The following is a 14,820-nucleotide window of genomic DNA, read 5'->3' as shown; positions in this document are numbered from 1 at the left end:
TTCGCCGATCGATGTCAAGCCGAGGCCGACACCGCGTCAGGACGTTTCCTGATGCACTCTCAGAGTGCACGCCTTGTCGGCAGCAGGAACTCGCACCACACCGCCTTTCCCCCGTCCGGCGTACGCCGGGTCCCCCAGGCGGAGGCGATGGTGGCCACAATGGCGATCCCGCGGCCGGATTCGTCGGCCGCCGCGGCGCGGCGTCGGCGCGGGAGATGGTCGTCGGCGTCGGTGACCTCGACGATCAGGCGTCGGTCGGTGCGGCGGATGCGCAGCCGCATCGGCGGGATGCCATGGGTGAGCGAGTTGGAGACCAGTTCGCTGACCGCGAGGACGCCCAGGTCGCGGAGTTCATCGCTGAGGCGCCAGCTGGAGAGCACTCCGCCGGTGAAGGCGCGGGCGCGGGCCGCTGTCTGGGGGGCGCCCAGCAGATCGAGGGAGGCGACCCGGAACAGGTCTGCGGTGTGTTCGTCGCGCTGGGGGAGCTGGAAGGCCAGGACGGCGACGTCGTCGTCGTGCTCCGGGGTGACGCCCATGGTGCGCAGCAGCCGGGAGCAGAGGATGTCGGGCGGGCCGGCCGGGCCTCCCAGGGCGCGGTCGAGCAGGTCGAGGCCGACATCGATGTCCTCACCACGGCGTTCGACCAGCCCGTCGGTGTAGAGCACGCCGGTGGCGCCCAGGTTGAACGGTACCGAGGCGGAGGTGTGCAGCCAGCCGCCGGTGCCGAGGGGCGGCCCGCATTGCGTGTCGGCACGGGTGACCGTGCCGTCGGGCTCGCGGATCATCAGCGGGAGGTGGCCCGCCGAGGAGTAGGTGATGCAGTTGTCGTTGGGGTCGAAGACCGCATAGAGGCAGGTGGCGATCTGGGTCGCGTCGATCTCCATGGCCAGGCCGTCCAGGAGCTGCAGCACCTCGTGGGGCGGCAGGTCGAGGCGGGCGTAGGCGCGGACGGCGGTGCGGAGCTGGCCCATGACGGCGGCTGCTCGCATGCCTCGGCCCATGACGTCGCCGATCACCAGGGCGGTCCGGCCGCCGCCGAGGGTGATCACGTCGTACCAGTCGCCGCCGACCGCCGCGTCGGCGCCGCCCGGTTGGTAGGTCGCAGCGACCCGCAGGTCGTCGGGCTGCTCCAGCTTCTGCGGCAGCAGGCTGCGCTGGAGGGTGACGGCTGCCTCCCGGTGCCGGCGCTCGCTCTCACGGAGGCGTTCGGCGACCTGCATCTGGTCGGTGACCTCGGCGGCGAAGACCAGTACTCCGGTGACCTCTGCCGTCTGGGGTACGTCCGCGGTGCCGGGGCGGCGGCGGGTCGGCAGCACACCGAGTGCGCCGCGCTGGGTGTGGAGCGGCTCGGGGCCGTCGGGCGTGTCGGCGGGGTGCCGGTGGCCGTCCCCGGCGAGGGCCGCGAGCTGCGCGGCGAGCGGTTCGCCGGCGCGGACGGGCGCGCAGACGAAGCTGTAGTAGCGGTGCCGGTCGGGTGCGGTGGGGAGGACGACCCTGCGCGCCTTGACGGTACGGGGGCGGCCGCCGCGCAGCACCTGGTCCATCAGGGGGAGCAGTCCGAGTTCGGTGAGCTCGGGCATGGCGTCCCGGGCCGGGGCGCCGGGGGTGCGCCGGCCGAAGACCTCGGTGTAGGCGTGGTTGACATAGCCGAGGTGGTGGTCGGGGCCGTAGGTGACGGCGACCACGGCGGGGATGTGGGCGAGGACGTCGTGGACGGACAGCTCGTGCCCACCCGCGGGCGGGTCGGAGTCGCGGCTGTCCGCACCGTGGCCGCCGGGGGCCTGACCGTCCTGGGCGTGGCCGCCCAGGTCGTCGCCTGCGCCACCCGGGACGGGCCGGGCGGTTGGGACGGCTGCCGTGCCGGAGGCGGCGTCGGCGGGGCCGGGCGACCGCTCGCCCGCCTGCTGCGGGGCGGTTCGCCGCTGTGCTCCGGGGAGCCGGGCGCTCCAGCGCGTGAGATTCAAAACGACCGCTGCTTCCTCGCGTTTCTCGTACTCGTCACTCCTCGCATGCGCAGTCGCACGCGGGGTCATGGACCAGTGTGACCGATCGGATCGGCGGCCGTGACCGGCGTCCCCGGGTGCGTCGGGCGCACCCTGCCCTGCATGATCCTCGACGCGGGCGTGTGCTGCCACCCCCGGATGGTCAGCCGTTCGGCCGTGTCGGCGGCTCGGGCTGCGGCGGGCGCAGGGGACCGCTGCCCATCGCGGCCTCGAATTCGGCGCGCGGATGCTCCAGCGAGCCCAGCGAGACGATCTCACGGGTGGAGAGCCCGGCCAGTATCCAGTCGGCGAGGACCCTCGCCTTGCGGTTGAAGGTCGGCATGCGGCTGAGGTGGTAGGCGCGGTGGATCAGCCAGGCCGGGCGGCCGGTGATCCGGCGTCCGCCGATCTGGGCGACGCCCTTGTGCAGCCCCAGGGTGGCCATCGCGCCGTCGCGGGAGTGCCGGTACGGGGTCTGGGGTCCGCCGCGCAGGTGGGCGAGGACGTTGTCGCCGATCAGGGCGCCCTGCCGGGCGGCGTGCTGGGCGTTGGGCGCGCAGTACTCACCGGGACGGCCGGGGTCGGGGACGGCGGCGCAGTCCCCGGCCGACCAGGCGTCCTGGAGACCGCTGACCCGCAGGGTCGGCTCGCAGCGGATGCGGCCGTGCCGGTCCCGGGGGAGGTCGGAGTCGGTGAGGACGGGAGCGGGGCGGACGCCGGCGGTCCAGACGAGGGTGCGGGCGGCGAACCGGCTGCCGTCGGAGAGGACCACGATGCGGTCCGTGAGGGACTCCAGTCTGGTGCCCAGGCGTACTTCGATGTTGCGGCCGCGCAGTTCGGAGACGGTGTAGCGGCCCAGTTCCGGGCTGACCTCCGGGAGGATGCGGTCGGTCGCCTCGACGAGGATCCAGCGCAGGTCGTCGGGGGTGACGTTGTGGTAGTAGCGGGTGGCGTAGCGGGCCATGTCCTCCAGCTCGGCGAGTGCTTCCACCCCGGCGTAGCCGCCGCCGACGAAGACAAAGGTGAGAGCGGCCTGGCGGACGGCGGGGTCGCGGGTGGAGGAGGCGATGTCCAGCTGCTCCAGGACGTGGTTGCGCAGCCCCACGGCCTCCTCGACCGTCTTGAAGCCGATGCCGTGCTCGGCGAGTCCGGGGACGGGGAGGGTCCGGGAGACGGAGCCCGGGGCGACGACCAGCAGGTCGTAGGGGATCTCCAGGTCCGGGGCGCCGGTGGAGAGGGTGGCGGGGGTGGCCGCCCTGGCCAGGTGGGCCCGGTGGTCCAGCGCGGTGATCTCGCCGGTGACCACGGTGCAGCCGCGGAGCACCCGGCGCAGCGGGACGATCACATGGCGCGGGTCGATGGAACCGGCGGCGGCCTCGGGGAGGAACGGCTGGTAGGTCATGTACGGCTGCGGCTCGACCACGGTGATCTCGGCCTCGCCACGGTTGAGCCGGCGCTGGATGCGCAGCGCGGCGTACATGCCGACGTACCCTCCGCCGACGACAAGAATGCGGGCGGGCCGGCGGCTTTCCGGCCGGGGGTCGATGGAGCCCTGGGAGAATGTGACCTGGTTCACGTGTCCATGACGCACCGTGCGGGGGGCTCTTGTCCACAGTGCGTACGGGATCCGTGGGGCGGATGATGCCCGCGGGGCGGGCGGGCGCCGGCCGGGTTGCCCGGTGGCCGCGCCGGCGGAGCAGTTGTCCGCGCAGGTCCGGCGGGCGGTGCGCGGTTGCGGGCCGGCGCTGCGGAGGCGGAACGGCCGAATCCTCACCCCGTCCTCTGTCGGAGCTGAATGCACATCAACTATCGTCAGCCAATCGGCGCGTGGGCACCGCTGTCGGCAGGGACGGTCGCCGTCCGTACCGGCTCGGTGACCCGTTCCGATGGGGGAAGTGGGCAGTGCGGCCGGCCGGGTCGGCGGGGAGGACGCCGAGCGTGCCGGTGGAGTCTGGACTCCTGTCGTGCCGGGGGGCGCGCGGGATGCATGGTGGGCGCCCTTCCGCGGGTGGCCCACGGGGGAGGGCTGAGCCATGGATCAGCAGAAGCAGCCGCGGGTGCGCCTGTCCGCCGCGCTGGGAGCGCCGGGGGGCGTTGCGGCCGGGATGCAGGGCGGTGCGCGGGCGGTCGTCTCGATTGCCGCGTCACCGACGGCGTTGGGTATGGCCGATGCGGGCGTGGTGCCGGGGCAGCGGTCGTTGGAGCCGCGTCCGGAGCCGGGTACCGGCGGTGCGGGAGGACGGCGGCCCGGCGGGCGGCTGCGGGTGGATGCCCGGCGCAATCTGGAGAGCGTGCTGCGTGCGGCGCGTGAGGTCTTCGGCGAACTCGGCTACGGGGCGCCGATGGAGGAGGTCGCCCGGCGGGCCGGGGTCGGGGTGGGCACGGTGTACCGGCGCTTCCCGAGCAAGGAGGTGCTGGTGCGGCGGATCGCCTCGGAGGAGGTCGCCTGGCTGACCGTCCAGGCCCGGGAGGCGCTGCACGGCAACCCCGACCCCTGGGCGGCGCTGGCCGGGTATCTGGCGCGGGCCGTCGCCACGGGAGCGGGCCGGCTGCTGCCGCCGGAGGCGGTGCGCCTCGCGGAGCAGCTCGCCCGCGGCGGGGCCGCGGGCGGCGGGGATGTGCAGCCCGCAGCCGCGCCGGATGTGGCGTCCCCCGGGGTGGACGGCGCCGCGGGGCCGGACGGGGAGGACGGGGCCGATGCCGATCCCGCGGTGCTGCTGGGGCTGCTCGCCGCCCTGGTGGACCGGGCCGGGGCCGCGGGTGAGCTGCGCGGCGGTGTGACGGTCGCGGATGTGGTGCTGGTGCTGACGGCGGCGGTGCCCTCCTACGCGGGCCCGGACCCGGCGGCGAGGCGAGAGCCGCGGCGTCGGCGGGTGCACTCCCGGGGGAGGGGCAGAAGGCGCGTTCCGAGCGGCTGCTGCGGATACTGCTGGACGGGTTGCGGGTGTCCTGACCGTGGCAACGGGCCCTGGACGCCCCGCGGTTGGGCCGAACGGGCGAAACCGGCGGACGGGAGGGGCGCACGCCTCCCCTGAAGGGTGGGATACGCCGCCGCACCGGCCCGCGGCACCGGACGGCTGTGCCATCCTTTGCCGGTGATGGGAGGCCAGAGCCCTGCGCAGGGCGTCGACGGGTCGCGGTGCGGCTCCACCCGACTGTGTCCGAGTACGGCGGGGCGGCAGCTGTGAACGCCGACGACCCGGACCGGCCCGATCTCGGTGAGGGCGACGGCGCAGCCGGTGACGGGCCCGGCGGCCGGCTGCCGGGCCCGGGACAGGTTCCCGGCCACGCCGCCCAGGTACCGGGCCAGGTCCCCGGCCAGGGCTGGCCGCCCGGGATGGAGCAGCCGGCCGGTCCGGATGCCGCCGGTGCGCCCCGGGTGCCCGGGCAGGCTCCCGCCGGGTTCGGCGGAGTGACGTCGGCGGCGGCCGCCCCTGAGGCGCCCGCCGCCGGGGCCGTCCCTGCCGTGCCGGCCCCGGCCGATCCCGTGGACGGTGAAATCCCGCCCTCCGACGCCGAGTTGACCGCCATGGTCCGGGCCGGTGACGACGGTGCGTACGAGGAGCTGTACCGGCGCCATGCGGATGCCGTGCGCCGCTATGCGCGGACCTGCTGCCGGGACAACTTCACCGCCGAGGATCTGGCGGGCGAGGTGTTCGCCCGTACGCTGCAGGCGCTGCGGGCCGGGCGCGGCCCGGACCTCGCGGTGCGCGCCTATCTGCTGACGGCGGTGCGCAATGTCGCGGCGGCGTGGACGCGGAGCGAGCGCCGTGAGCAACTGGTCGAGGACTTCACCGCTTTCACGTCGAGCTCCGCGGCCAAGGAGCGTCTGGACATCACCGATCCCGGGGCGGACGTCTGGGTGATGGCCAAGTCCGACCGGCGCATGGTGCTGCGGGCGTTCGTCGCGCTGCCGGAGGACGACCGCATGGTGCTGTGGCACACCGAGGTCGAGCGGGAGACGCCCAAGCAGGTGGCGGTGCTGCTCGGCAAGACGGCCAATGCCACGGCGGTGCAGGCGCACCGGGCGCGCGACCGGCTGGCGACGGCGTTCCTTCAGGCGCATGTGTCCTCGGTGCAGGACGACTCCTGCCGACGGCATGCCGACCGGCTGGGCGCCTACGCCCGGGGGGCGCTGCGCAAGCGGGCCTCGGCAGAGGTGGGCGCACACCTCAAGGAGTGCGACCGCTGCTCGGCGGCCTATCTGGAGTTGGTGGACCTCAGTACGGGGCTGCGGGCGGTGCTGCCCGGAGGCGTACTGGTCTGGGTCGGCGCCGGCTACTTCACGGCCGCGGCGACGGTCGCGGGTGGAGCGGCGGTCGCCGGCGGGGCGGTCGCCGGCGGCACCGCGACCGGGAGCACCGCCAGTGGGGCCGCGGCCGGCGGTGCGGCGGCCGGGAGCGCCGGTGGTTCGGGCGGCGGGTCCGCCGCGGTGGCCGGAGAGGGTGTGGGCGCCGCGGTCAAGGCGGCCGTGGCGGTGACCGTGACGATGGCGGCCGCCGCAGCGGTGGTGGTCTACGCACTGTCGGGCGGCACCTCCCCGACCCCGCCGGCGCGGGCGGTGCCCAGGCCGGCGGTGTCCCAGGCGATGCCCTCCCCGGAGCCGCCGCGAACCGGTCCCTCCCCCGGGCCGGATCCGGGCCACCCGTCGACACCCGCACCGGTGCGTACGCCGGCACCGGCCCCCGACCGGACGACGACGGCGCACTCCGCGCCACCGCCCCCTCCCCCGGCGGCGACACCTTCCAGGACCGCCGCCCGCCCCACCGAGCCGCCCAGGCCGTCCCCGTCCGTGCCTCCGACGGCTGCGCCCACGCCGACGCCCACCCCGCCCCCCACGACCCCCACTCCCCCGTCGCCGCCCGAGGTGGACTACTGGCTGAACCAGCTGCGGTACGGCGGGTTCGGGCCGGGCGACGCGCCGACCGTGCAGGGATCGGTGAGCGACTGGTTCTGGCCGCGCCACCACCTTCGGATCGGCGGCGTCGGCCACACCCACGGCATCACGGTGCGGGCGCCGTCGACGGTGGTCATCGCCCTCAACCGCCCCTGCTCCGCCTTCGACGCCGTGGCGGGTGTGGACGACATGACGCATGGGCTGGGCACCGTGGTGTTCACGGTGGCGGACCGTGACGGCGGGACCCTCTGGACCTCCGCGCCGGTCCACGGCGGCGACGCCGCGCTGCCGGTGCATGTCCCGCTGGCCGGTCTGCGGGCAGTGCGGTTGACGGTACGGCCGGCCGGCCACGACGGCCCCGGGCGGCGGTTGGCGGACCTCGCGGACTGGGCCGATGCCCGGCTCTCCTGCTAGGGGCGGGAATTGCGGGGCCGGCCCTGGCAGGAGAGCAGCCGCCGGGGTCGTCGTAGCGGTGGCGTCATGGAGCGGTGAAGCCGTGAAGCGGTGAAGCCGTGAAGCCGTGAAGCCGTGAAGCCGTGAAGCGGTGAAGCCGTGAAGCCGTGAAGCCGTGAAGCCGTGAAGCGCCGCGGTGGTCAGATCGCGCAGCTGCCGTCGGCGCAGTCGTCGGCGGTCGAGGGCGCGGCGGCGGTGGCCGCCGTCTCCGCGGAGATCTGCTCCAGGATCTGGAGGAACGTCGAGGCCTCCTGGGCGCCCTCGACCTTCCACTTGCCCTCGAAGACGAAGGTCGGGACCGCGGTGACGCCCATCGCCCGGGCCTCGGCGATCCGGTCCTGCACCTCGGCGGTGCCCTCGTCGGAGGCCAGGTAGGCGGTGACGCGGTCGCGGTCCAGGCCGGCGGTGACGGCCAGCTCGGTGAGCTGTCCGGCGTCGCCGACATTGCCGCCGTCGACGAAGTAGGCGTGCAGCAGGGCGTTCTTCAGGGCTGCCTGGACGGTGGTGCCGTACTCGGTCTCGGCCAGGTGCAGCAGCCGGTGGCCGAGCAGGGTGTTGACGGACTGGGCTGCTGCGAAGTCGAAGGCGATGCCCTCACGGAGGCCGATCTCGGCGAGCCGCCCGTTCATCTCGGTGATCCGGTCGCCGAACTTGCGGCGCAGTACCGGCTCCAGCGGTTCTGCCTGCGGGGACGCCTCAGGGACGAGCTGGTAGGGCCGGTAGACCACCTCGACGGTGTCCGCGGCGGGGTAGGCGGCGAGGGCTCGCTCAAAGCGGCGCTTGCCGACGTAGCACCACGGGCAGGCGATGTCGGAGTAGATCTCGACCTTCATGGGGGCGTCCGTCCTCGGGCTGGGCACATGTGTACGCAGCTGGGCAACGTCTGCGGGTCCGGTGCTATTTCCGGTGGCGGACATGCAGGAGGGCCCCGGGGTTTGCACCTCGGGGCCCTCTCACTGCGATGCCGAGCGGACGGCAGGGCTCGAACCTACGACCTAAACCCTGGAGGGGTTTCGCTCTACCAACTGAGCTACATCCGCATGTCCTCCGAAGAAACCTTTCCTCGGCGACATCTGAACTCTAGCGGATTCCGGCGAAGCCTCAAACTCGGGGAGGCCCGGGAGAGTTGCCTGGTCAGTCAGGCGTGGCCGCACTTGCCGTGTCGGCCGCGCCGCCCGCGGGTTCCGGCGGGGCGGGGACGATCAGTACCGGGCACGCGGCGTGGTGGACGGCCGCGGTGCTGACCGACCCGAGGAGGAGCCGGGCGAAGCCGCCGTTGCCGCGGGTGCCCATCACCAGGGTGTGGTGGTGGGCACTGGCGGCGAGAACGGTCTCGACCACATTGCCGAGCACCACATGGAGGGAGATCGGTCCGGCGTACGGCCGGACGCGGGCGTCCTGGACGGTGGCCACACTGCGGCGCAGGCTGTCCCGCATGGTCACCAGCAGGCGCTCCACGCCCTCCTGGACGATGTCGGCCATGCCGAGCGTGTAGCCGCCGGGGGACGGGTTGACCACGGCGAGGGCGTAGAGGGGGAGACCGAAGAGCTCGGCTTCGGTCATGGCGCGGTCCAGCGCCCACAGCGAACCGTCGGAGCCGTCCACGGCGGCGAGGATGCCGGGGGCCGGCGGCGAGTTCGGGGGCTGCTCCGACACCGGCAGGGCGGCACGCTCCGCCGGGTCATGGGGAATGGCCATGAGGGACGCCCTTCGTTCTCGCTGAGGGTTTTGTCCCATTCAATCGGATATGCAACCTAGGCGGCCTGTCGAGTCGGCCGCGGCCGGCTCGACTGCGACTCCCGGCGCCCCGCCCTGCCGGGCTCACCCCGCCGGGTGCGCCGCGACGGCCCGGCGGGCGGCGAGGGGCATCCCGGTCCAGCAGGAGCCGGGATGGCGCGCGCTGTAGCGGCGCAGCCAGAGCTCGGTGGAGACCAGGTCGGCAAGGCCGTCCAGCGGGACCGGAACGGTGCCGTCGGCGGCATGGCCGAGGGCGCGCTGGACCGCCGGGAGGTCGATGAGCCCGAGTTCGGCCAGGAGCGGGGCCCGGAAGAGCTCGGTGAGCCCGTCGGCGGCATGCCGCAGCCCGGCCCGGGTGGTGGCGGGGTCGGGACGCTGGGCCGCGCCCCAGTCCGCCGGCAGGTCCGCGATGCCGGCGCCGGCCAGCACGGCCCGCAGCAGGGTGTGCCGGGCCCGGGGCTGCACCCGGAGTCCGTCCGGGACGAGCCGGCCGGCCCGGACCACCTGGTTGTCCAGGAAGGGGGCGTGCAGGCGCTGGCCGTACTGCTCCGCGGCATGGACCAGGGTCCGGTACGCGGCGGCATGGCGGTGCAGGGCGAACCGGGCGCGGCGCTCACCGGGCCGCTCGGACGGGGCCGGGCCGCGGGCCGCGAGCCGGAGGCGCACAGCCACGGCGGAGAGCGCACCGTCGGAGAGCCAGCGGGCGGCCGGGCCCGGCACACACCACGTCAGAGCGGCGGTGGAGGCATGGCCGGGGCTGGTGGCGGCGGCCGGTCCGCGGCGGGCGATGAGATGGACGGCGGCGTCCTCGAGGGCGTCCGCATAGGGGGCGCGGGCCAGCCGGCGGGCGGCGCGGAAGACGGAGACAGGTGTGCCCAGGGCGCCGGTGAACGGGCCTTCGGCGGCGGTGTCGGCGCGGGCCAGGGCGGCGACGGGACGGATCAGGTCGCGGCGGCGGTGGTCCCGGACCAGGTCCGCGAGGCGGGCGGGGTGTCCGTCCAGGGCCTGGCGGGCGCCGTAGCCGGTGAGGTGGTCGGCCCCGCCGGCGGCGAGGCGGGCGCGTATCGCGGGGGCCTCGATCAGGGCGGGGCCGGGTTCGTCGGTGAGCGGTCCGGCCAGCGGGTCGTCGGCGAGGTCCGCGTAGGGAAGGGACTCCGGGGTCGCGGGCACCACGGTGTGGTGGAGGCCGGGCGCCGCCGCGGCCAGGCCGCGGGTGCGGGGGTCGGCGAAGGTGACCGCGGTGAGGATGATGTGCTCGGGGTCGGGGTCCGCGGGGCGCGCCCAGGAGCCCTTGACGGCGCCGCTGCGGGGGGTCGGGGCGGCGCCGCCGGCGACCGGGCTGTGCCAGCCCGCGGCGGGGGCGGCCAGGTCGGCCGCCCGGAAGGGGCCGGGGTCATGGTGGCCGGGCGGGTCCGCGGGGGCGGGGCGGGGCCGGCGGACCGCGGGGGTGGCGGCCGCGAGCAGGGCGAGGGTGGTGGAGGCGGTGCCGCCGGAGAGGTCCGCGCCGATCCGGGGGCGCGGCGGGGCGCCGTCGCCCGCCTCCGGGGTGCTGCGGATACGGCAGCGCACGGCCTCCAGCAGGGAGCGGGTGAGTTCGCGTACCGCCGGGGCCTCGGTGAGCTGGGCGGGTCCGCCCGCACTGGGCGCCGGGGCGTCGTACGAGGCGGTCTGCGCACGGCCGGAGCGGATGGAGAGGGAGTGGGCGGGCGGCACCCGGTGGACATGGCGGTAGGGGGTGCCGGTGCCGATCGCCTCGGGCACCTCGGGGCAGGCGAGGCGGGCGGCCAGGTGAAGGGCGTCCAGGTCGCTGCCGACCAGGTCGGCCAGGGGCAGTGCGGCGGTGGCATAGGCGGTTCCGCCGCACCAGGGGGTGTGGAAGGCGGGCTGAGCCCCGGCCAGATCGGTGAGCAGCACGGTACGGGTGCCGAACTGGAGGACGGCGGTGTAGCTGCCGGGCCATGCCGTGAGGTGGCGGAGGGCTCCGCCGCGGGCGGCGGCGAGGCCGGAGCGCAGCTCGGCGTCGGAGGCGCCGCAGCGGCCGACGACGGCCAGGCGGACTGTGGGGGCGGACCGGCGGGCGGGCGGGACGGACGCGTCCGGGTCCTGGGGAATGTCCGGGAAGCCGCCGGTGGTCTCGGGGGTGCCGCCGGACGGCAGGGTGACCAGCCGGATCTCGTCGGGGCGCCAGTCGCCCACTGCCCACAGCGGATCGGGGCCGGGCCACAGCAGCCGGGCGGCGATGGGACGCACGGTGCGCAGGGGGTCTGCGGCGGGCCCGTACGACTGCGCGCCCGCGCCCGGCACGCCCCCGCTCCAGCCCGCCAACCACCGCATCGCGCCTCCACGGGAACCGGATTCCCCCCGTCGGCACCATCGTGCCACCAGTGGTGCGGGAGATCTGCGGTGTGGACGCGGACGGACTATGCGTCATGTGGTGATGAACCATCACAATCCGTGCAGAGCGGATGTGTGGAGCCGGCCCGGGCCTCCCCCTCCATGGCCCGGACCGGCGACTGGGGGCTGAAAACGCAAGCCCGGGAGGGCGTCCGCACGCCCCCCGAGCCGGTCCGCCGCCCGCGGGGAATGAGGCGGCGGCGTCCCCCGGCCCACCGGGTCCTCGGACGATGGGCCGACCCACACCGTCCAGCGAAGCGCCGCTCCGGCGGACTGCACAGGTCGCACGGGCAGGCGCACGTCTACACGCCACGGGAGCACGGGTGATCGCCCGGTCACCTGACGTAGCGACATGTCGCGCTCCGGCACATGCCCGCACAACCGGCAAGCAGCCGGAAAAGCGCGCAATCTCGCCATCCGGAATGGAGACTCTTAACCGTCGGGAGGCACCGAACTACTCTGGGTGTGCCAAGGCTGTCGGAGCGTCAGTGCCGAGGGGGTGGCAGGGTTGACCATCAGCAGCCCGCGGGGACCGAACGAGAAGCTCGGCACGCTGCTGTCCCTGGCCGGGATCAGCAATGCCGGACTGGCGCGGCGGGTCAATGACCTCGGCGCCCAGCGGGGTCTGACGCTGCGCTACGACAAGACGTCGGTGGCCCGCTGGGTGACCAAGGGCATGGTGCCGCAGGGACCGGTGCCGCATCTGATCGCCAGCGCGATCGGCGGCAAGCTCGGCCGTCCGGTGCCGCTGGAGGAGATCGGGCTGGGCGACACCGACCCGGCACCCGAGGTGGGGCTGGCCTTCCCGAGGGAGGTCCCGGAGGCGGTGCGGACCGCCACGGACCTGTGGAAGGTCGACCTGGAGAACCGCCGCGGGCCCGGCGGCGGCCGCTGGAGCGACAGCCTCACGGGGACGTTCTCGGTGGCCGCGTACGCGACACCGGTCTCCCGCTGGCTGATAACGCCGGCCGACGGCTCGGTGGCGCGGGACGCGACGGTGGCGGGCCACGGCGGTTCCCTGCTGACGGCGGCGGCCTCGCCGGCCGAGCTGTCCTCGTACCGGGTGGGCCATGCCGACGCGGCGAAGCTGCGGGAGGCGGCGCAGGAGGCCCGGCGGTGGGACTCCAAGTACGGCGGCGGGGACTGGCGTTCGTCGATGGTGCCGGACTGCCTGCGGGTGGAGGCCGCACCGCTGCTGCTGGCCTCGTACAGCGACGAGGTGGGGCGGGCGCTGTTCGGGGCGACGGCGGAACTGACCCGGCTGGCCGGGTGGATGGCATTCGACACGGGGCAGCACGAGGCGGCGCAGCGGTACTACATCCAGGCGCTGCGGCTGGCCCGGGCGGCGGCGGATGTGCCGCTGGGCGGGTACGTGCTGGCGTCGATGTCGCTGCAGGCGACCTATCGGGGCTTCTCCGACGAGGGCGTGGATCTGGCACAGGCGGCGCTGGAGCGCAACCGCGGGCTGGCCACCGCGCGGACGATGAGCTTCTTCCACCTGGTGGAGGCGCGGGCGCATGCCAGGGCCGGGAGCGCCGGGCCCTGCGCGGCGGCGCTGGCGGCGGCGGAGTCGTGGCTGGAGCGCTCGCGCGCCGGGGACGCGGATCCCGCCTGGATCGACTTCTACTCCTACGACCGGCTGGCGGCGGATGCGGCGGAGTGCTTCCGGGATCTGGGGGTGCCGGCCAAGGTGCGGCAGTTCACCAGGGAGGCGCTGGCCCGGCCCACGGAGGGGTTCGTACGGTCGCACGGGCTGCGTCTGGTGGTGTCCGCGATGGCGGAGGCGGAGGCCGGGGAGCTGGATGCCGCGGTGGCGGCCGGGGCACGTGCGGTGGATGTGGCGGGGCGGATCTCCTCGCAGCGCACCCGGGAGTATGTGCTCGAGATGCTGCGGCGGCTGGAGCCGTTCCGTGCGGAGCGGGCGGTGCGGGAGCTGGAGGAGCGGGCAAGGCTGGTACTCGCAGCCCCGGCGTAGCGGCCTCGACCGGCCCCCGGGGCCGTGGCACGATCTCGGGGACGGAAGGGGGGCCTGGTGGCGTACGACTACGACGTGCTGGTGGTCGGCGGCGGGATCGTCGGACTGGCGACGGCGTATGCGCTGGTACGGGAGCGTCCGGGGCTGGCGGTGGGGGTGCTGGAGAAGGAGGACTTCCTGGCGTCGCACCAGACCGGACGCAACAGCGGGGTCATCCACAGCGGGGTCTACTACCGGCCCGGGTCGCTCAAGGCCCGCTTCGCGGTCCACGGGGCGGCGGAGATGGTGGACTTCTGCCGCGAGCACGGCATCGCGCACGAGGTCACCGGCAAGCTGATCGTGGCCGTGGACCGCGAGGAGCTGCCCCGGCTGCATGCGCTGGCGCAGCGGGGACGGGAGAACGGCATCCCGGTGCGGGAGTTGGGCTCGGCGCAGATCACCGAGTACGAGCCGCATGTCACCGGCGTGGCGGGGCTGCACGTGGGGTCGACCGGGATCTGCGACTTCCCCGCGGTGGCCCGGACGCTGGCCGGGCTGGCGGAGCGGGCCGGGGTGTGGCTGCGGCCCGCGGAGGAGGCCCGCGGGATCGACCACCGGCGGGACGGGGTGACCGTACTGACGCAGCGCTCCGAGCTGCGGGCCGGGGTGCTGGTCAACTGCGCGGGGCTGCACAGTGACCGGGTGGCGCGGCTGGCCGGGGACGACCCGGGGGTGCGGATCGTGCCGTTCCGCGGCGAGTACTACGAGCTGGCGGAGGAGCGGCGGGACCTGGTGCGGGGACTGGTGTACCCGGTGCCGGATCCGGCGTTCCCCTTCCTGGGGGTGCATCTGACCCGGGGGGTGCACGGCGATGTGCACGTGGGCCCCAACGCCGTGCCGGCGCTGGCCAGGGAGGGCTACGACTGGCGGACGGTGCGGCTGCGGGACGTGGCGGGGACGGTGGCGTTCCCCGGGGCGTGGCGGATCGCACGGCGGCACTGGCGGTACGAGGTGGGGGAGCTGCACCGTTCGCTGTCCAAGCGGGCGTTCACCTCGGCGGTGCGGCGGCTGCTGCCGGAGGTGGCGGCGGCTGACCTGGTGCCCGCGGCGGCGGGGGTGCGGGCCCAGGCGGTGGCGAGGGACGGCACCCTGCTGGACGACTTCGCCTTCGCCGGCTTCGACCCGGACGCCAAGGCCGCCGCGTCCTCGCGTCTGGTGCATGTGCTCAACGCCCCGTCCCCGGCGGCGACGGCGTCCCTGCCGATCGGCCGGGAGGTGGCCAGGAGGGCACTGGCCGCGCTGGACGCTGCCGGCTGCTGACCGGGGGACCGCCGGCGCCGCCGGGCCCCTCGGGCGGGACGAATGCCGGGGCTGTCCGCCGCCGGTGGAGCGGTCCGCGGGCA

General features: G+C 75.0%; 9 protein-coding genes and 1 tRNA gene. 4 read left to right on the top strand and 6 right to left on the bottom strand.

Going from position 1 to position 14,820, the window contains the following annotated elements; genetic code table 11:
• Nucleotides 1-59: 59 nt before the first annotated feature.
• Together AB0761_RS20560 and AB0761_RS20555 are read right to left on the bottom strand one after the other, a co-directional pair.
• Nucleotides 60-1,964, bottom strand: coding sequence for a SpoIIE family protein phosphatase (locus AB0761_RS20560; RefSeq protein ID WP_377270552.1), 1,905 nt, complete (start codon nucleotides 1,962-1,964; stop codon nucleotides 60-62).
• A gap of 181 nt (nucleotides 1,965-2,145) precedes the next feature.
• Nucleotides 2,146-3,462 (bottom strand): NAD(P)/FAD-dependent oxidoreductase, encoded by a 1,317-nt coding sequence (locus AB0761_RS20555; protein WP_377274231.1) that lies wholly within the window; start codon nucleotides 3,460-3,462, stop codon nucleotides 2,146-2,148.
• A 553-nt stretch (nucleotides 3,463-4,015) separates the two neighbouring features.
• Between AB0761_RS20555 and AB0761_RS20550 the strand changes: the two genes are divergently transcribed.
• Both AB0761_RS20550 and AB0761_RS20545 read left to right on the top strand, forming a co-directional pair.
• Nucleotides 4,016-5,017, top strand: a complete 1,002-nt coding sequence (locus tag AB0761_RS20550; protein ID WP_377270551.1) for a TetR/AcrR family transcriptional regulator — start codon at nucleotides 4,016-4,018, stop codon at nucleotides 5,015-5,017.
• 149 nt (nucleotides 5,018-5,166) lie between these two features.
• Nucleotides 5,167-7,293 (top strand): sigma-70 family RNA polymerase sigma factor, encoded by a 2,127-nt coding sequence (locus tag AB0761_RS20545; RefSeq protein WP_377270550.1) that lies wholly within the window; start codon nucleotides 5,167-5,169, stop codon nucleotides 7,291-7,293.
• Between the two features lie 179 nt (nucleotides 7,294-7,472).
• Here the strand turns inward: AB0761_RS20545 and AB0761_RS20540 are convergent, their stop codons facing one another.
• The 4 genes from AB0761_RS20540 to AB0761_RS20525 form a co-directional block, all read right to left on the bottom strand.
• Nucleotides 7,473-8,165: a DsbA family protein gene (locus AB0761_RS20540; RefSeq protein ID WP_377270549.1), complete on the bottom strand. Its 693-nt coding sequence runs from the start codon at nucleotides 8,163-8,165 to the stop codon at nucleotides 7,473-7,475.
• 134 nt (nucleotides 8,166-8,299) lie between these two features.
• Nucleotides 8,300-8,372, bottom strand: a tRNA-Gly gene (locus AB0761_RS20535).
• A 94-nt stretch (nucleotides 8,373-8,466) separates the two neighbouring features.
• The gene (locus AB0761_RS20530; RefSeq protein ID WP_377270548.1) at nucleotides 8,467-9,030 is read right to left on the bottom strand and encodes a universal stress protein; all 564 of its coding nucleotides are present in this window, start codon (nucleotides 9,028-9,030) and stop codon (nucleotides 8,467-8,469) included.
• A 123-nt stretch (nucleotides 9,031-9,153) separates the two neighbouring features.
• Nucleotides 9,154-11,403, bottom strand: a complete 2,250-nt coding sequence (locus tag AB0761_RS20525) for an asparagine synthase-related protein (RefSeq protein WP_377270547.1) — start codon at nucleotides 11,401-11,403, stop codon at nucleotides 9,154-9,156.
• A 568-nt stretch (nucleotides 11,404-11,971) separates the two neighbouring features.
• Between AB0761_RS20525 and AB0761_RS20520 the strand changes: the two genes are divergently transcribed.
• Together AB0761_RS20520 and lhgO are read left to right on the top strand one after the other, a co-directional pair.
• Entirely contained in the window at nucleotides 11,972-13,438 is a 1,467-nt protein-coding gene (locus tag AB0761_RS20520; protein WP_377270546.1) for an MFS transporter, read from the top strand.
• A 54-nt stretch (nucleotides 13,439-13,492) separates the two neighbouring features.
• Nucleotides 13,493-14,737 carry an L-2-hydroxyglutarate oxidase gene (gene lhgO, locus AB0761_RS20515; RefSeq protein ID WP_377274230.1) on the top strand — a complete coding sequence of 415 codons (1,245 nt, stop codon included), beginning with the start codon at nucleotides 13,493-13,495 and terminating at the stop codon, nucleotides 14,735-14,737.
• The last annotated feature ends 83 nt before the right edge of the window (nucleotides 14,738-14,820 follow it).

The sequence above is a fragment of the Peterkaempfera podocarpi genome (assembly GCF_042466665.1).
Classification (GTDB): domain Bacteria; phylum Actinomycetota; class Actinomycetes; order Streptomycetales; family Streptomycetaceae; genus Peterkaempfera; species Peterkaempfera podocarpi.
The sequence above is the reverse complement of the archived record's forward strand: the minus strand, read 5'-3'. Positions and strand labels throughout refer to the sequence as shown.

Bases quoted from the DNA above. Each gene is read 5' to 3' on its own strand.
- AB0761_RS20555 (WP_377274231.1), bottom strand. From the start codon at position 3,462: ATGTACGCCGCGCTGCGCATCCAGCGCCGGCTCAACCGTGGCGAGGCC.
- AB0761_RS20550 (WP_377270551.1), top strand. From the start codon at position 4,016: ATGGATCAGCAGAAGCAGCCGCGGGTGCGCCTGTCCGCCGCGCTGGGA.
- AB0761_RS20540 (WP_377270549.1), bottom strand. From the start codon at position 8,165: ATGAAGGTCGAGATCTACTCCGACATCGCCTGCCCGTGGTGCTACGTC.
- AB0761_RS20530 (WP_377270548.1), bottom strand. From the start codon at position 9,030: ATGGCCATTCCCCATGACCCGGCGGAGCGTGCCGCCCTGCCGGTGTCG.
- AB0761_RS20525 (WP_377270547.1), bottom strand. From the start codon at position 11,403: ATGCGGTGGTTGGCGGGCTGGAGCGGGGGCGTGCCGGGCGCGGGCGCG.